Source organism: Pseudomonas sp. JV414, from assembly GCF_032424305.1.
Lineage (GTDB): Bacteria > Pseudomonadota > Gammaproteobacteria > Pseudomonadales > Pseudomonadaceae > Aquipseudomonas > Aquipseudomonas lini.
In genome coordinates, this window is the sequence record NZ_VYKC01000009.1 from 496,973 (window position 1) to 513,161 (window position 16,189).

Genomic DNA, 16,189 nt, shown 5'->3' on the forward strand with positions numbered 1-16,189 from the left:
GATTCTTATATCATTTAGTCTCCTTTTCACGCCGACTCTCGGTCGCCTGACAAGGAGCTCCCCGATGAAACTGACTTCCCCTCTTCGCCTTCTGGCCGCCGCGTTTCTGGCTTCGGCGAGTTTCCTGGCTCAGGCGGCAGATGTGACCGTCGCCTACCAGACCACCGTTGACCCGGCCAAAGTCGCCCAAGCCGACGGCACCTACGAAAAAGCCACCAAAGCCAACATCGACTGGCGCAAATTCGACAACGGCGCCGACATCATTGCCGCCATCGCTTCCGGCGATGTGCAGATCGGCTACCTCGGTTCCAGCCCGCTGACGGCGGCAATCACTCGCAAAGTCCCAGTGGAAACCTTCCTCATCGCCACCCAGATCGGCGCCGCCGAAGCACTGGTCGCTCGCGACGGTTCCGGGATCAAAACTCCGCAAGACCTGATCGGCAAGAAAATCGCCGTACCGTTCGTTTCCACCGGCCACTACAGCCTGCTGGCCGCGCTGAAACACTGGAACATCGACCCCTCGAAAGTCACCGTGCTCAACCTCGCGCCACCGGCAATCATCGCTGCTTGGAAACGCGGCGATATCGACGCCACCTACGTGTGGGACCCGGCGCTCGGTGTGGCCAAGGAAAACGGCAAAGTGCTGATCACCTCGGGCGAACTGGCCAAGTTCGGCGCGCCGACTTTCGATGCCTGGATCGTGCGTAAGGATTTCGCCGAGAAGCACCCGGAAATCGTCACCGCGTTCGCCAAAGTGACCCTCGATGCCTACGCCGACTACCGTAAAGACCCGAAAGCCTGGCTCGCCAACCAAAGCAATGTCGACAAACTGGTGAAGCTTTCCGGTGCCAAGGCCAGCGACATTCCATTGCTGCTGCAAGGCAACGTCTTCCCGCTCGCGGCTGATCAGGTGATTACCCTCGGCGCGCCGACCACCAAGGCCATCACCGACACCGCGGTGTTCCTCAAGGAACAGGGCAAGGTCGAGGCCGTGCTGCCGGACTACGCGCCGTACGTCAGCGCCAAATACATCACCAATTGATCGGGAGTTAACCGCGATGGCTTTGCTACAGCTGGAGCGCATCAGCGCACAGTATCCCGGCGCAGCGGAGCCTGTGCTGACGGATATTTCCCTGAGCCTGGGGCCTCAGCAGTTGCTGGTCGCCCTCGGCCCGTCCGGCAGTGGCAAGACTTCGCTGTTGAACCTGATTGCCGGTTTCGTCGAGCCCAGTGCCGGTCGCATCACCCTTGACGGCGTGCCGGTCAAAGGCCCGAGCGCCGAACGCGGCGTGGTGTTCCAGGACGACGCCCTGCTGCCCTGGCAGGACGTGCTGGCCAACGTTGGCTTCGGTCTGGAACTGGCCGGCATTGCGCGGGAAAAACGTGAACTGCGCGCCCGGGAAATGCTCGCGCTGGTGGACCTTTCCGGTTTCGAAAACCGCCGAGTCTGGCAGCTCTCGGGCGGGCAGAAGCAACGTGTCGGCCTCGCTCGCGCCCTCGCAGCAGACCCTCGGGTTTTGCTGATGGACGAGCCCTTCGGTGCCCTCGATGCCTTCACCCGCGAACAGATGCAGGAGCTGTTGCTGCAAGTCTGGCAGCGCACCGCCAAACCGGTGTTCCTGATTACCCACGACATTGAAGAAGCGGTGTTCCTCGCCACGGATCTGATTCTGTTGGCACCCAACCCCGGGCAAATCGTCGAGCGTCTGAGCCTGGACTTCGGTCAGCGTTACGCCGCCGGCGAATCGGCGCGGGCAATCAAATCCGATCCACGCTTTATCGAAACCCGCGAACACGTGCTCGCCAAAGTGTTCTCCCAACGCAGTGCCGTCCAGCGGCAGGAGCGCGCATGAGCACCTATGAAATTCCCGCCGCGACGGTGAAGTCGAGTTCGGCGGCAATTCCGCTGCGTCGCAGTTTGAACACGCGCTGGATCAGCGTGCTGACCCTGGTGGTCCTCCTTGCCATTTGGTGGGCCGTCACGGCCACTGGTTTGATCGAACCGCTGTTCCTGCCGCCACCCTCCGCCGTGCTGCAAAAAGGTTGGCTGCTGGTGACCACCGGCTACATGGATTCGACCTTGTGGCAGCACTTGGGCGCGAGCCTCAGCCGTATTGGCCTGGGCCTGGGTTTCGCGGTGCTGACCGCCGTGCCGGTCGGCATTGCCATCGGCCACAACCGTATCGCTCGCGGCATACTTGATCCGCTGATCGAGTTCTATCGCCCGATTCCGCCGCTGGCTTATCTGCCGCTGATCGTGATCTGGTGCGGCATCGGTGAGTTATCAAAAGTGCTGCTGATCTACCTGGCGATCTTCGCGCCGATCGCGATTGCCACTGCCACTGGCGTACGCACGGTCGACCCGGCGAAATTACGCGCCGCGCAGTCGCTGGGCGCGACCCGGGCGCAGTTGATTCGCCATGTGATTTTGCCCAGTGCCTTGCCGGACATTTTGACCGGCGTGCGGATTGGTCTGGGCGTGGGTTGGTCGACGCTGGTGGCCGCCGAGTTGATCGCCGCCACCAGCGGTTTGGGCTTCATGGTGCAATCGGCCGCGCAATTCCTGGTCACCGATGTGGTGGTGCTGGGGATTCTGGTGATCGCATTGATCGCCTTTGCCATGGAAATGGGCCTGCGTGCGCTGCAACGCAAACTGGTGCCATGGCACGGCCAGGCTCACTGAAGCATTTGAATGTGGGAGCAACTGCCTTGATACCCCCCCTTTTTTGGATCAACCCTGTAGGAGCTGTCGAGTGAAACGAGGCTGCGATCTTTTGATCTTGCTCTTCAACATCAAAAGATCGCAGCCTTCGGCAGCTCCTACAGGTGCGGTGTCGTTCACAAAATTCATGTACGGCCCCCAGAATTGAAGAGAACACCATGAGCAACCTGACAATCGTCCCTTTAAGCTCCGCCCTCGGCGCGCAAATCAGCGGCATCGATATCAGCCGGCCGCTGAACCTGGAACAACGCGACGCCATCGAGCAGGCGCTGCTCAAGCATCAAGTGCTGTTCTTCCGCGACCAGCCGATCGAGCCGCAACAGCAAGCGCGATTCGCCGCCTATTTCGGCGACCTGCACATTCACCCGATCTACCCGAACGTGCCGGAACAGCCGGAAGTGCTGATCCTCGACACTGCCGTCACCGACGTGCGAGACAACGCGATCTGGCACACCGACGTGACCTTCCTGCCGACCCCGGCCATGGGCGCGGTGCTCAGCGCCAAACTGCTGCCGGAGTTTGGCGGCGACACGCTGTGGGCCAGTGGTATTGCGGCATATGAAGCGCTGTCCGCGCCGATGAAAACCTTGCTCGAAGGGCTGACCGCCACTCACGATTTCACCCGCTCGTTCCCGCTGGAGCGCTATGGCAATACACCAGAAGCCTTGGTCCAGTGGGAAGAAGCCCGACGCAAGAACCCGCCGTTATCGCACCCGGTAATTCGCACGCACCCGGTAAGCGGGCGCCGCTCATTGTTCGTCAATGAAGGGTTCACGTCGAAGATCAATGAGCTGTCGGAGACGGAAAGCGAAGTGATTCTGAAATTCTTGTTCGCCTACACCACACGGCCGGAGTTCACCATCCGCTGGCGCTGGCAGAAAGACGACATCGCGTTCTGGGACAACCGCGTGACCCAGCATCACGCGGTGGATGATTACCGCCCGGCGCGGCGGGTGATGCAGCGGGCGACCGTGTTGGGGGATGTGCCTTTCTTCCGGTGAGCCGATCGTTCCCACGCTCCGCGTGGGAATGCCTCAACGGACGCTCTGCGTTCGGCTTTGGAGGGAACGCGGAGCGTCCCGGGCTGCATTCCCACGCGGAGCGTGGGAACGATCAGTACGGAGTTATTCAGCCGTCGAAGGCTTCTCCCAAAGATTGACCCCACCCTCCTGGGCAAACCGATCAATCTCCGCCAACTCCTCCACGCTAAAACTCAGGTTCTTCAACGCCCCGACGTTCTCGATGATCTGCTCCGGCCGGCTCGCGCCAATCAGCGCCGAGGTCACCCGCGGATCACGCAGGGTCCAGGCCAGCGCCAACTGCGCCAAGCTCTGACCACGGCGCTTGGCGATTTCATTGAGCGCCCGCACATGGGCGATGTTGGCTGCGGACAGATGAGACGCCTGCAACGAACCACCCCCCGGACGATTGACCCGCGCGTCCGCTGGCACGCCATTGAGGTACTTGTCGGTCAACAGCCCCTGAGCCAATGGCGTGAAGGCGATCACGCCGGTGCCGAGTTCATCGGTGGTGTCCAGCAGGTCCTTTTCCACCCAGCGATTCAGCAGGTTGTAAGCCGGTTGATGAATCAGCAACGGCACTTTCCACTCTTTCAGCAACCCAGCGATTTCACGGGTCTTTACCCCGGAATAGGACGAGATGCCGATGTACAGCGCCTTGCCCTGCTGCACCGCGGTGGCCAGTGCGCTGGCGGTTTCTTCAAGCGGCGTGTCCGGGTCGAAGCGATGGGAATAGAAGATATCCACGTAGTCCAAGCCCAGGCGTTGCAGGCTCTGGTCGAGGCTGGCCAATACGTATTTACGTGAACCACCACCCTGACCGTAAGGGCCGGCCCACATATCCCAACCGGCCTTGCTGGAGATGATCAACTCGTCGCGGTACTGCTTGAAGTCTTCACGCAGCAAACGACCGAAATTGATCTCGGCGCTGCCATACGGTGGGCCATAGTTATTGGCCAGGTCGAAGTGGTTGATGCCCAGATCGAACGCCGTGCGCAGCAACGAACGCTGGGTATCTATTGGCGTGCTGTCGCCGAAGTTGTGCCACAAGCCCAAGGACAGTGCCGGCAGCACCAACCCGCTGCGGCCTACACGGCGGTAAGGGATGGAATCGTAGCGGTTTTCGGCAGCGGTGTAGGTCATCGAATCCTCTCTTGTCTGTCTTGAATGGGGTATCGACTGCTTTGCAAGTTGCCCAGCATACGCTTGGACAAACGCCGATAAACCTCGGACTCGAGAAAATGCTGAAACGTTTCACAGATTATTAAATCTGACCCGCCGCATAGCGCCGATGTCCACTCCCAACGTTTACGCAGACAACTCACGCAACGCGGCAGCCGCCAAAAAACCAGATCTTGAACTGTATCGCTGATCTCGTCTGACCGTCTGGTCGATACGCTCAAGCAATTGCTCAGGGAGCGTGGCATTGAAGCGCACCGACTTGCCGAAGTAAGGCGTGATATCGAAGTCGACCACACCCCATACACCGCCAGCGTAATCAGGGTTATCAAGATGAGCGTCAATCTCACGCACCTGCGGCAGTGGATCTCCATCGGCGACCAAGCCTTCATAGTGCAAAGCCAACGCTTCTTTCACGTTTTCAAATGCCTGCGCCACAGTAGCGCCCGCGGAGAAGCAACCCGGCACGTCCGGGATAATCACTCCGTATTCTGAGTCGGCATCCTTGTGCAGAACGACCGGGAATTTCATTTCGATGAGTCCTTCCTGTGATGTGGCCCCTTCGAGGCTCTCGTTTCCGATGTCGGGTCTCATTTCAGACCCGCCTGTTTCAATATGCTGTTGATCGTTCCTTTTGGAAGATCCGAATCAGGGTGCTTTATCGTCACCCTGCCCGACTTGCACGAATGCTTGTACTGATGGTGGCTACCTTTCACGGCCACCAGATACCAACCATTCTCCTCGATCATCCTGATCATTTCCCGACTTCGCATCACCTTCGTCCTTGTGGGCAGCATCTGCTGAGCACATTACGTGATGATCACATCCTTAATACACACGATACACACTCTGATAAATATTAGCCGAACTCAAGCAAGCCAGATTGCCCGCGGACCATCGGTAATGGGCAAATCCTGCGGGTGAATGGTGAGTTGGTTTAACTATGCTCGATGTATTGGGTTGAGCAATGAGGACGTCTTCGCGGGCAAGCCCGCTCCCACAGGGATCGTGTGGTTCACGGAAATTACCGTTCGACACAAACCCTGTGGGAGCGTGGCTTGCCCGCGAAGGCGGCCTCAAGGGCAATACACATCTGAAGGGCGGAACTCCACCATGCACACGGCAATCATCATCTTCTTCGGCCTGATCCTGCTGGCGCTGATGCTGTTCATCGGCGAGAAAATCGGTTTCCCCCGCCAGACCCTGGCCTACAGCTTTGTCGTGCTGTGGCTGGCGTTGACCTTGATCAACGGCGCGGTCGGCATGGTCAACGCCGGCCAGCCGTTGAGCACGGAACTGGTGGTGGGTAGCGCGGTGTTCGGCGTACCGGTGGCGGCGCTGGTGTTGTTCATGACGATGAGCACTGACGCCTGACCAGACGTCAGCCCCCCTCCTCAATCAACGCACCAGGTGCAAAAACTGCATGTGCCGTTCGTACTGGTCGAGGATGTCGTTGATCACCTGTTCCTTGGTGTAGCCCACCAGATCGTAGTCCTGACTGCCCTCGCTCAAATGCACTTCGGCGCGGTAATAACGACGATTGTTGAGTTCCTTGGAACCCATGCCGCCACGGGCGAAGGACGGCGTGAAATAGCCGCGCATTTGCACCTGATAGATGAACGGATGCAGTTCGCCGTGACCGATTTCCAGGCTGACATTGTCATTGGCCGGATCGGGCTGAGTGACCACGTGCAAGCCCTTCTCGACGAACACTGCCGTCACCTCTTCAATCGCCGGGCGCACCGTGGTATCGAGGAAGCGATAGACCTCATCGCGCGACGGGAAATGCACCGCCTGACTCAAGCGCTGACGCCATCCGCCGCGCCGTGCTCCAGACACTGGCGCCAGAGAATGCAGTTGCGCGATCTGCTTCTGCGATTCCAGATAAAACGCCTTGTGCAGCCCCCACATCATCAGCAGCAAAATCATCGAGAACGGCAACGAGGTCAGCACCACCGCTGACTTCAATGCGTCGATGCTGCCGGAGAACAACAGCGCGCTGGTCACCAACGCCGTCATCGCGCCCCAGAACACTCGCAGCCATTTCGGCCCGTCTTCATCCGGGTTACCGCCCTTGGCGGACAACGTCGACAACACCACAGTGCCGGAGTCGGCGGAGGTCACGAAGAATACGAAGCTGATGAACACCGTGACCGCAATCACGGTTTTGCTCCACGGATAGGTTTCCAGCAGCAGGTACAGGGTCATCGACGGGTTGTCGATGGCCGACATGCCGAGCGCGCTCATGCCGTGGTTGAGGACTTGGTCGATGGCGCTGTTGCCGAAGATCGACATCCACGCCAAGGTGAAACCGAGCGGGATCAGCAGCACGCCGAAGACGAATTCGCGGATGGTCCGACCACGGGAAATCCGCGCGATGAACAGCCCCACGAACGGCGACCATGCAATCCACCAGGCCCAGTAGAACACCGTCCAGCCGCCCAGCCAGTCACTGGGTTTGTCGTAGGCGTAGAGGTCGAAACTCTTCATCGGCAAGGCGCCGAGGTAATCGCCGACGTTCTGGATCAGCGTATTGAGCAAATGCTGGGTGGGGCCAGCGAACAACACGAACAGCAACAGCGCACAGGCCAGCAGCATGTTGATGTCGGACATCACCCGCACGCCTTTATCGACGCCGGACACCGCGACGATAATCGCCGCGCCCATCATCAGCGTGATCAGGCCGACCTGAATCCACTGGGTGTGAGCGATGCCGAACAGGTAGTCCAGGCCCGAGTTGAGGTGCAATACGCCAAAGCCCATGTCGGCGCCGAGGCCGAATACCGTAGCGATGATGCCGAAGCCGTCCACCGCGTAGCCGATCGGGCCGTTGATGCGTTTGCCGATCAGCGGGTACAGCGCCGAACGCAGGGCCAGCGGCAGGTTATGGCGATAGGCGAAATAGGCCAGCGCCATGCCGACGAAAGCGAACACGCCCCAGCCGTGCAGGCCCCAGTGCAGAAACAGAATCTGCATCGCCTGACGCGCCGCATCCGCCGTGCCAGCCTCGCCTTGCGGCGGTTGTGCCAAGTGCGTCAGCGGTTCGGACACGCAAAAGAAAAACAGCGTGATGCTGATCCCGGCGGCGAACAGCATGCCGGCCCAGGACAGGTAGCTGAATTCGGGCTCGTCGTGGTCGGCACCGAGCTTGATCTTGCCGTAGCCAGACAAGGCGGTGACCACCACGAAGACCAGATACAGCGTCATCGCGAGCATGTAGTACCAGCCGACCGTATTGGCCGCCCAGTTTTGCGCTTGCAACAGCCAGGCACCGGCCTGCTCGGGTATCGCCATGACCACGACGGCGAACAACAAAATAAAGGTCGCCGCGAAATAAAACACCGGCGGATTCATGCGGACCTGGCCGCTTGCGGGGGTGGACGATGCACTCATGAAAGGTGCACCTCAAGGGGGTGAAACAGGGCAATCAATAACGGACTCGGCAAAGGCAAGCCTCCTGTTGTGAGCGGGCAGCAAACCGGCGGTTTAACTTGAATGAGCGTTCAAGTTAAACATGGATAGGGGGCTAAGGACTAATCGCAGGGCTCGGCGGTAGCTTTTCTGTGCTAGCTCAAGGGAGGGTATAAGGTGGGATTTGCGGGATTCATTCGGCGGGAAATTAGCTAAATGCCATTATCTGGGCCTGGCTTGAAACCATCGCGGGCAAGCCCGCTCCCACAGGTTTTCGTGTCGTTCACGGAAATACCGTTCGACACAAACCCTGTGGGAGCGTGGCTTGCCCGCGATGGCGTCAGAAAGACCACTAGAGATTTTTGCCCCCTACTTCTGCGTCCCATCATCATGCTGCAGATTCGCCTGGGTCAGGTTGCACCCTGCCGGCACGCTGCGGGTCAGCCAGACGTTGCCGCCGATGGTCGAGCCCTTGCCGATGGTGATCCGCCCCAGAATCGTCGCGCCGGCATAGATCACCACATCGTCCTCGACGATCGGATGCCGCGGATGGCCCTTCTGCAACTGGCCGTCTTCGTCCGCCGGGAAGCGCTTGGCACCGAGGGTCACCGCTTGATAAATCCGCACGCGCTCGCCGATGATCGCGGTCTCGCCGATCACCACACCCGTCCCGTGATCGATGAAGAAACTGCGCCCGATCTGCGCCCCCGGATGGATGTCGATGCCGGTGGCCGAGTGGGCGATTTCCGCGCTGATCCGCGCCAGCAGCGGCAAGCCGGCACGATACAAATGATGGGCCAGGCGATGGTGAATCACCGCCAGAATCCCCGGATAGCAGAGCAACACTTCATCGACACTGCGAGCCGCCGGGTCGCCGTGATAGGCCGCCAGTACGTCGGTGTCCAGCAGAGTGCGCAGCCCCGGCAAAGCGAGGGCGAAGTCCTGAATGATCTGGATGGTTTTGGCCTCGACTTCAGTGTCGGCCTGGGCACTGTGGCGCGCGGCGTAACGCAGTTCGAGCCGCGCCTGGGCCAGCAACGCGTTCAGTGCCACATCGAGTGTATGGCCGACGTAGAAATCTTCACTTTCCTCACGCAAATCCACCGGCCCCAATCGCATCGGGAACAGCGCACCGCACAAGGCTTCGAGAATGTCCGCCATGGCCGCTCGGGACGGCAACTCGCGACCGCCCTGCTCGCCGCTGGCCCGGCCGTTTTGTGCGCGCCACTGGTCGCGCGCCGTACGCAGTTGGCTGACGATGGTCTGCAATTGCCAATGGCTGGAACGCTCGCTCACGGTAAAAACTCCTCACGGGCGGCCGGACTGTCTGGCCGCGTTAACCGCGATTACTTTACGGCAACGGCTTGCAGCCGAATTAAGAACCAATAGTGCTGTACTCAATACTTTTGGCTATAAGCGATTGGCAGTTGCCCCACTAAATACCCGTGCCTATAGTCCTGACATCTTCCTCCGCCAGTACGGACCCATGATCAAACAACAGCTTGCCCGCTTTAACCGCCTCGACCTGCTCGGTCATCCTACTCCCCTGGAAAAACTCGAACGCCTGTCGACCTGGCTGGGCCGCGATGTGTACGTCAAACGCGATGACCTGACGCCATTGGCACTGGGCGGCAACAAGCTGCGCAAACTCGAATACCTGGCCGCCGATGCCTTGGCCCAGGGCGCTGACACGTTGATTACTGCTGGCGCGATCCAGTCCAACCACGTGCGCCAGACCGCCGCCATTGCGGCCAAGCTTGGCCTGGGCTGCGTGGCCCTGCTGGAAAATCCACTCGGCACCGACGACAGCAACTATGTCGGCAATGGCAATCGACTATTGCTGGACCTGTTCGATGCCAAGGTCGAACTGGTGGAAAACCTCGACAATGCCGATGAGCAATTGGAAGCGCTGGCCGGGCGTCTGCGCAGTAACGGTAAAAAGCCGTATCTGGTGCCGATTGGTGGCTCGAATGCATTGGGCGCGTTGGGTTATGTCCGTGCAGGCCTGGAACTGGCTGAACAGATCAAGGACACCGGGCTGCAATTCGCCGCCGTGGTCCTGGCGTCCGGCAGTGCCGGCACCCACAGCGGCCTGGCGCTGGCATTGAGCGAAGCACTGCCGGATTTGCCAGTGATTGGCGTGACTGTTTCCCGTAGCGATGAAGCGCAACGACCGAAAGTCCAGGGCCTCGCAGAGCTCACGGCCGAACTGCTGGGCGTAAGCCTGCCGGCGAATTTCAAAATCGAACTGTGGGACGAATATTTCGGTCCGCGTTACGGCGAGCCGAATGCCGGGACATTGTCCGCGCTGAAGCTGCTGGCGAGTCAGGAAGGGTTGTTGCTGGATCCGGTGTACACCGGCAAGGCCATGGCCGGTTTGCTCGACGGCATCGGGCGCCAGCGCTTCAATGACGGCCCGATCATCTTCCTGCACACCGGTGGGGCGCCGGCGTTGTTTGCCTATACCAGCTTTTTGTAAGAATCGAAGATCAAAAGATCGCAGCCTTCGGCAGCTCCTACAGGGAGTACGCCGATCCATGTAGGAGCTGCCGAAGGCTGCGATCTTTTCGATGACACCTCATATTTTAAAAAAGAATAACAAACTGAATATTTAGTATTTTCCTATCTAAAGGCAACATCATATAGTCGCGCCGCAGGCGAATTTGCAGCAAGACGCATAAGCTGCTTTAAGGCAGGATATCGCAGTCGTTCAAATCCCGAATTTGCCAACTTTCCTTAAGCGTCTTCCATAAGAAAACAGGGGCTTGTCATGAATTTTTCCGCATTACGTCGAAATCTGCTGGTGGGTTCGCTGGGCCTGGCGCTGAGCGCCGGCCTGCTCGGGCAGGCGGTTGCCGGTGAGCAGCTGCAAAAAATCAAGGACGCAGGCGTGATCAACGTCGGTCTGGAAGGCACTTACCCACCGTTCAGCTTCGTCGACGCCGATGGCAAACTGAGCGGCTTCGAAGTCGAGTTCTCCGAAGCCTTGGCCAAAGAGCTGGGCGTGAAGGTCAAACTGCAGCCGACCAAATGGGAAGGCATCCTCGCAGCCTTGGAATCCAAGCGTCTGGACGCGGTGATCAACCAGGTGACCATCACCGAAGAGCGCAAGAAAAAGTACGACTTCTCCACGCCTTACACCGTTTCCGGGATTCAGGCGCTGACCCTGACCAAAAACAAAGACACCATCAAGACCGCCGCCGATCTGGCCGGCAAGAAAGTCGGCGTAGGTCTGGGCACCAACTACGAGCAGTGGGTGAAAGAGAATGTGCCCAAGGCTGACGTCCGCACCTACGAAGATGATCCGACCAAGTTCCAGGACCTGCGCGTTGGCCGCATCGACGCCATTCTGATCGACCGCCTGGCCGCGCTGGAATACGCCAGGAAGGCCAAGGACACTGCCGCCGCCGGCGAAGCGTTCTCCCGCCAGGAAGCCGGTATTGCCCTGCGCAAAGGCGAGCCTGAGCTGCTGGCCGCGGTGAACAAGGCCATCGACAAGCTGCGTGCCGACGGTACGCTGAAAAAGCTGTCGGAAAAATACTTCAGCGCTGACGTCACTCAATAATGGGAGAAGCTTTCCAACTTGCGCTGGACTCCGCGCCCTTTCTGCTCAAGGGCGCGTACTACACGGTCATCCTGAGCCTGGGCGGAATGTTCTTCGGCCTGCTGATGGGCTTCGGCCTGGCGTTGATGCGGCTGTCGCGCTTCAAACTGGTGGGCTGGATCGCCCGCATCTACGTGTCGTTCTTTCGCGGCACGCCGTTGCTGGTGCAACTGTTCGTGATCTATTACGGCTTGCCGCAACTGGGTATCGAACTTGATCCGCTGCCGGCGGCCCTGATCGGCTTCTCGCTGAACATGGCTGCCTACGCCTGCGAAATCCTGCGTGCCGCCATCAGCTCCATCGAGCGCGGCCAATGGGAAGCCGCCGCCAGTATCGGCATGACTCGCGCGCAAACCCTGCGCCGGGCCATCCTGCCGCAAGCGGCGCGCACGGCCCTGCCACCTTTGGGCAACAGCTTTATCTCGCTGGTCAAGGACACCGCACTAGCAGCCACCATTCAGGTGCCGGAACTGTTCCGCCAAGCGCAGTTGATCACCGCTCGCACCTTCGAAATTTTCACCATGTATCTTGCCGCTGCGCTGATCTACTGGGTTCTGGCGACTGTACTGTCGCACCTGCAGAACCAGTTGGAAGCGCGGGTCAATCGGCACGACCAGGAGTCCTGACCCAATGATTGTCGTGGAAAAACTGACAAAGCAGTTCAAGGGTCAGGTGGTGCTCAATGGCATCGATCTGCAGGTGAAGGAAGGCGAGGTGGTGGCGATCATCGGCCCCAGCGGCTCGGGCAAGACCACCTTCCTGCGCTGCCTGAATTTTCTCGAGGAGCCTAGCAGCGGCCGGATCAAGGTCGGTGACATCGAGATCGATGGCAGCCGCCCTCTGAACCAGCAGCAGAGCCTGGTACGGCGCTTGCGTCAGCACGTGGGTTTTGTGTTCCAGAACTTCAACCTGTTCCCCCATCGCACCGCGCTGGAAAACGTGATCGAAGGCCCGTTGGTGGTGAAAAAGATCCCACGCGCCGAAGCCGTTGCCCTGGGTAAAAAGCTGTTGGCCAAGGTCGGCCTGGCGGGCAAGGAAGACGCTTACCCGCGACGTCTGTCCGGCGGTCAGCAACAGCGTGTGGCGATTGCCCGAGCGTTGGCGATGGAACCGGAAGTGATCCTGTTCGATGAACCGACCTCGGCGCTGGACCCGGAGCTGGTGGGCGAAGTGTTGGCGACCATCCGCGGCCTGGCCGAGGAGAAACGCACCATGGTGATCGTTACCCACGAAATGGGCTTTGCCCGGGACGTGGCCAACCGCGTGGTGTTTTTCGACAAGGGTGTGATCGTCGAACAAGGCGAAGCCAAGGCACTGTTTGCCAATCCGAAAGAGGAACGGACGAAGCAGTTTCTCAGCAAGTTTCTTAATAACGCCTAGTGCGGCCCCGCTCGAAAACTGTCAACTTCCATGGAAGGAAGTGACATTAACTCCGCTTTAAAAACCGTACAGCAGCTTTCAACGACCCACATGTTTTTCCTCCATCCTAAATAACTTCCCGCCATCCCATGCGGTACATATATATGTCCTGCAACAGATTCACATCGCCTAAAATCTATAAAACACCTCATTGCCCACGCTCAAAGGGTTGCTGCCTCAGAGGCCTAAAACCCATTAAATACCGGACTATATTCGACAGAGCGATGAGGTTTATTAACCACACCGCGTAGGAGTTTTCTGAATCACGCAAGAACTAACCTTTAACCAACCAACGCTATTGACACCTATTCAAGCGCACTCTTATCTAGTCCCCAACCGGCAACAGCCACCCCACTCAATCATTGTTTAAGCGCGCAAATAGTGAATCGTTTTGTTGCTTGGTAATTCACGCCTTTCGATCTTTCAGAAATGGACTTCGCGGCAAAGCTTCAAGGAGAGAAACCCATGACAAGCACTTCAAACAAACCTGAACTTGCAGCCCCGACCCTGGCGCAAAGCCACAAGGCCGGTATCAACATCACCTCGGCCGCGCATCTTATGATCGAGGTGCCACCCTACCCCGGCATGGACGAAGGCGATCTGATCGAGTTGTTTTGGGACAACTGCTATGTCGCCTCCAGCGTGTTGGGGTCCGACCATGACAGCAAAGCCGTGAGCCTGCGGGTGCCGGAAAGCTTCATTGCCAATGGTTCTGCCCGCGTCCATTACAAGGTCATGCAGGTCGGGCAAGGGGCCGCGGTATCACCGGCGGCGCGCGTCCAGATCAAACTCGATTGCCCGGGTGGCCTGCTTCTTTGCGATGAGGAAAACCAGAGCCTGGCGCCGGTGTTCATCCCTGAAACCATTCGTCGTCAGGGGGTCAATCCGAACCAGATCAAACGCGGTGTCCCGTTGACCATCGAACCGTACCTGAACATGGCCGTCGACGACGAAATCACCTTGCGCTGGGGTGATGTGCGCATGGACCTGCCAAAGCTCAAGGCTTGCGATGTGGGTCAGCCGATTCAGGTCTGGGTGCCCCCGGCGATCATTCTCGAAGCCGGCGAAGACCTTCGACTGGAAGTGACCTACTGCATCCTCGACCGCGTGGGTAATAACTCGCGGTGGGCACCGGCACGCACACTGAAGATCGGCTGTGCCAATCCCTACCTGAAGGTGCCGCCGAAAGAAGCACTCATGGCTGCTGAATCCCGAAAGCGATGAGCCCCCTTAGCAGCTGTCGAGCCTGCGAGGCTGCGTTCGGCTGCTACAAGATCAAAAGATCGCAGCCTTCGGCAGCTCCTACGCCGAACGCATTCCCCTGTAGGAGCTGCCGAAGGCTGCGATCTTGGCGGCTTAAAGGGTAACGACCTTCTATACATATTCCTAAAAGTTAGTTCATAAATTATTTATACACGTTTAGGGTATATGCACCGGACCACCGGACATTCTTGTTTTCGTTCGCCGCAACGATCGCGGCGCTTCCATGAGATGTGAGGTAGGTATGGTCCGGAACACAATCACCCCAGTGCAAATCGCCAGGGCATTGCGTGCAGCCAAGGAGCGGCACTGATGTCCAGTCTGGCAGATGCAATCGTCCAGAGTGATCTGGACATCGCCCCATTGTTGTTGCCCGCGCAGGTCTTGCGCAACGATGCACAAGCCATCAAGGCTGCCCATGAGCTGGCGCAAGTCGCCCGCCTGCAAGCAGCCAAACGTGACCAGCAGCGCAAGCTGCCGTGGTCGGAAATCGAACAGTTCACCCGCAGCGGCCTGGGCAGCATTGCTGTCCCGCGTGAGTACGGTGGCCCGCAGGTTTCATTCGTCACCTTAGCCTCGGTGTTCGCGATCATTTCCGCGGCCGACCCGGCCCTGGGGCAGATCCCGCAGAACCAGTTCGGGATTCTCAACCTGATACTCGGCAGCGCCACCGAGTCGCAGAAAAAACAGCTGTTCAAAAGCGTGCTCGAAGGCTGGCGAATCGGTAACGCGGGGCCGGAGCGCGGGACCAAAAATACCCTCGAACTCAAGGCGCGGATCACCGCCGACGGCGATGGCTTCGTCATCAACGGGCAGAAGTTCTATTCCACCGGCGCCCTGTTCGCCCACTGGGTGGCCGTCAAGGCGCTGAACGACGACGGCAAGCAAGTGCTGGCCTTTGTTCGTCGTGGCACACCGGGGCTGCGCATCGTCGATGACTGGTCGGGTTTCGGCCAGCGCACCACTGCCAGCGGCACCATTTTGCTCAACAACGTGCGGGTCGACGCCGAGCTGGTGGTGGATAACTGGAAGATCAACGACAGCCCGAATACCCAAGGCGCGGTGTCGCAGTTGATTCAAGCAGCCATCGACGCCGGCATTGCCCGGGGCGCCATCGATGACGCCATCGAGTTCGTAAAAACGCGTGCACGGCCTTGGATCGACGCCAAGGTCGACCGGGCAAGCGACGACCTCTACGTGATCGCCGACATCGGCAAGCTGAAAATCGAACTGCACGCCGCCGAAGCGTTGTTGCGCAAGGCCGGGCAAGTGCTCGATCAGGTCAACGCCGCGCCGCTCACCGCCGAGTCCGCTGCGCGCGCCTCGATTGCCGTGGCTGAAGCCAAAGTGCTGACCACCGAGATCTCGCTGCTGGCCAGCGAAAAGCTCTTCGAGCTGGCCGGCAGCCGCGCCACCCTCGCCGAATTCAACCTCGACCGCCACTGGCGCAATGCCCGGGTGCACACGCTGCACGACCCGGTGCGCTGGAAGTATCACGCCGTCGGCGCTTACCACCTCAACGGAACTTTGCCTGCGCGGCATTCCTGGATCTGACGACCAGAACCTTTTTGACCA

Annotated in this window: 16 protein-coding genes; 11 read left to right on the forward strand and 5 right to left on the reverse strand. The window is 59.3% G+C overall.

Features of this window, described 5'->3' with window-relative positions; genetic code table 11:
* Positions 1-64: 64 nt before the first annotated feature.
* From tauA to tauD, 4 genes are all read left to right on the forward strand, one after another.
* Entirely contained in the window at positions 65-1,042 is a 978-nt protein-coding gene (gene tauA / locus F6R97_RS13190; RefSeq protein ID WP_038978490.1) for a taurine ABC transporter substrate-binding protein, read from the forward strand.
* Positions 1,043-1,058: 16 nt separating this feature from the next.
* Positions 1,059-1,853 (forward strand): taurine ABC transporter ATP-binding subunit, encoded by a 795-nt coding sequence (gene tauB / locus F6R97_RS13195; protein WP_315866650.1) that lies wholly within the window; start codon positions 1,059-1,061, stop codon positions 1,851-1,853.
* Positions 1,850-2,683, forward strand: a complete 834-nt coding sequence (gene tauC, locus F6R97_RS13200; RefSeq protein ID WP_315866651.1) for a taurine ABC transporter permease TauC — start codon at positions 1,850-1,852, stop codon at positions 2,681-2,683. Before tauB ends, tauC begins: the two co-directional genes overlap by 4 nt.
* Positions 2,684-2,880: 197 nt before the next feature.
* A complete protein-coding gene (tauD, locus tag F6R97_RS13205) occupies positions 2,881-3,723 on the forward strand; it encodes a taurine dioxygenase (protein WP_315866652.1) in 843 nt (280 codons plus the stop codon).
* A gap of 123 nt (positions 3,724-3,846) precedes the next feature.
* Here tauD and mgrA read toward each other — a convergent pair whose 3' ends face one another.
* The 3 genes from mgrA to F6R97_RS13220 form a co-directional block, all read right to left on the reverse strand.
* Positions 3,847-4,884 carry an L-glyceraldehyde 3-phosphate reductase gene (gene mgrA / locus F6R97_RS13210; protein ID WP_050681812.1) on the reverse strand — a complete coding sequence of 346 codons (1,038 nt, stop codon included), beginning with the start codon at positions 4,882-4,884 and terminating at the stop codon, positions 3,847-3,849.
* A gap of 165 nt (positions 4,885-5,049) precedes the next feature.
* Positions 5,050-5,514, reverse strand: a complete 465-nt coding sequence (locus tag F6R97_RS13215; RefSeq protein WP_173667514.1) for a type II toxin-antitoxin system HicB family antitoxin — start codon at positions 5,512-5,514, stop codon at positions 5,050-5,052.
* A complete protein-coding gene (locus tag F6R97_RS13220; protein WP_038980189.1) occupies positions 5,511-5,693 on the reverse strand; it encodes a type II toxin-antitoxin system HicA family toxin in 183 nt (60 codons plus the stop codon). Before F6R97_RS13220 ends, F6R97_RS13215 begins: the two co-directional genes overlap by 4 nt.
* Before the next feature lie 340 nt (positions 5,694-6,033).
* Between F6R97_RS13220 and F6R97_RS13225 the strand changes: the two genes are divergently transcribed.
* Positions 6,034-6,294: a hypothetical protein gene (locus F6R97_RS13225; RefSeq protein ID WP_038978485.1), complete on the forward strand. Its 261-nt coding sequence runs from the start codon at positions 6,034-6,036 to the stop codon at positions 6,292-6,294.
* A 24-nt stretch (positions 6,295-6,318) separates the two neighbouring features.
* Here F6R97_RS13225 and betT read toward each other — a convergent pair whose 3' ends face one another.
* Positions 6,319-8,274: a choline BCCT transporter BetT gene (gene betT, locus F6R97_RS13230; RefSeq protein WP_197282300.1), complete on the reverse strand. Its 1,956-nt coding sequence runs from the start codon at positions 8,272-8,274 to the stop codon at positions 6,319-6,321.
* 426 nt (positions 8,275-8,700) lie between these two features.
* On the reverse strand, positions 8,701-9,627 hold the full coding sequence (epsC, locus tag F6R97_RS13235; RefSeq protein WP_008005160.1) for a serine O-acetyltransferase EpsC: 927 nt from the start codon (positions 9,625-9,627) through the stop codon (positions 8,701-8,703).
* A gap of 190 nt (positions 9,628-9,817) precedes the next feature.
* Here epsC and F6R97_RS13240 point away from each other — a divergent pair, with 190 nt between their 5' ends.
* From F6R97_RS13240 to F6R97_RS13265, 6 genes are all read left to right on the forward strand, one after another.
* On the forward strand, positions 9,818-10,810 hold the full coding sequence (locus F6R97_RS13240; RefSeq protein ID WP_315866653.1) for a D-cysteine desulfhydrase: 993 nt from the start codon (positions 9,818-9,820) through the stop codon (positions 10,808-10,810).
* A 291-nt stretch (positions 10,811-11,101) separates the two neighbouring features.
* Positions 11,102-11,896, forward strand: coding sequence for a cystine ABC transporter substrate-binding protein (gene tcyJ / locus F6R97_RS13245; RefSeq protein WP_038978482.1), 795 nt, complete (start codon positions 11,102-11,104; stop codon positions 11,894-11,896).
* Entirely contained in the window at positions 11,896-12,561 is a 666-nt protein-coding gene (tcyL, locus tag F6R97_RS13250) for a cystine ABC transporter permease (protein ID WP_038978481.1), read from the forward strand. The genes tcyJ and tcyL overlap by 1 nt, the downstream gene beginning before the upstream one ends.
* Before the next feature lie 4 nt (positions 12,562-12,565).
* The gene (gene tcyN, locus F6R97_RS13255) at positions 12,566-13,315 is read left to right on the forward strand and encodes an L-cystine ABC transporter ATP-binding protein TcyN (RefSeq protein ID WP_008068688.1); all 750 of its coding nucleotides are present in this window, start codon (positions 12,566-12,568) and stop codon (positions 13,313-13,315) included.
* Positions 13,316-13,819: 504 nt separating this feature from the next.
* Positions 13,820-14,578, forward strand: a complete 759-nt coding sequence (locus F6R97_RS13260) for a hypothetical protein (protein WP_315866654.1) — start codon at positions 13,820-13,822, stop codon at positions 14,576-14,578.
* Positions 14,579-14,926: 348 nt separating this feature from the next.
* A complete protein-coding gene (locus F6R97_RS13265) occupies positions 14,927-16,168 on the forward strand; it encodes an SfnB family sulfur acquisition oxidoreductase (RefSeq protein WP_315866655.1) in 1,242 nt (413 codons plus the stop codon).
* Positions 16,169-16,189 lie beyond the last annotated feature (21 nt).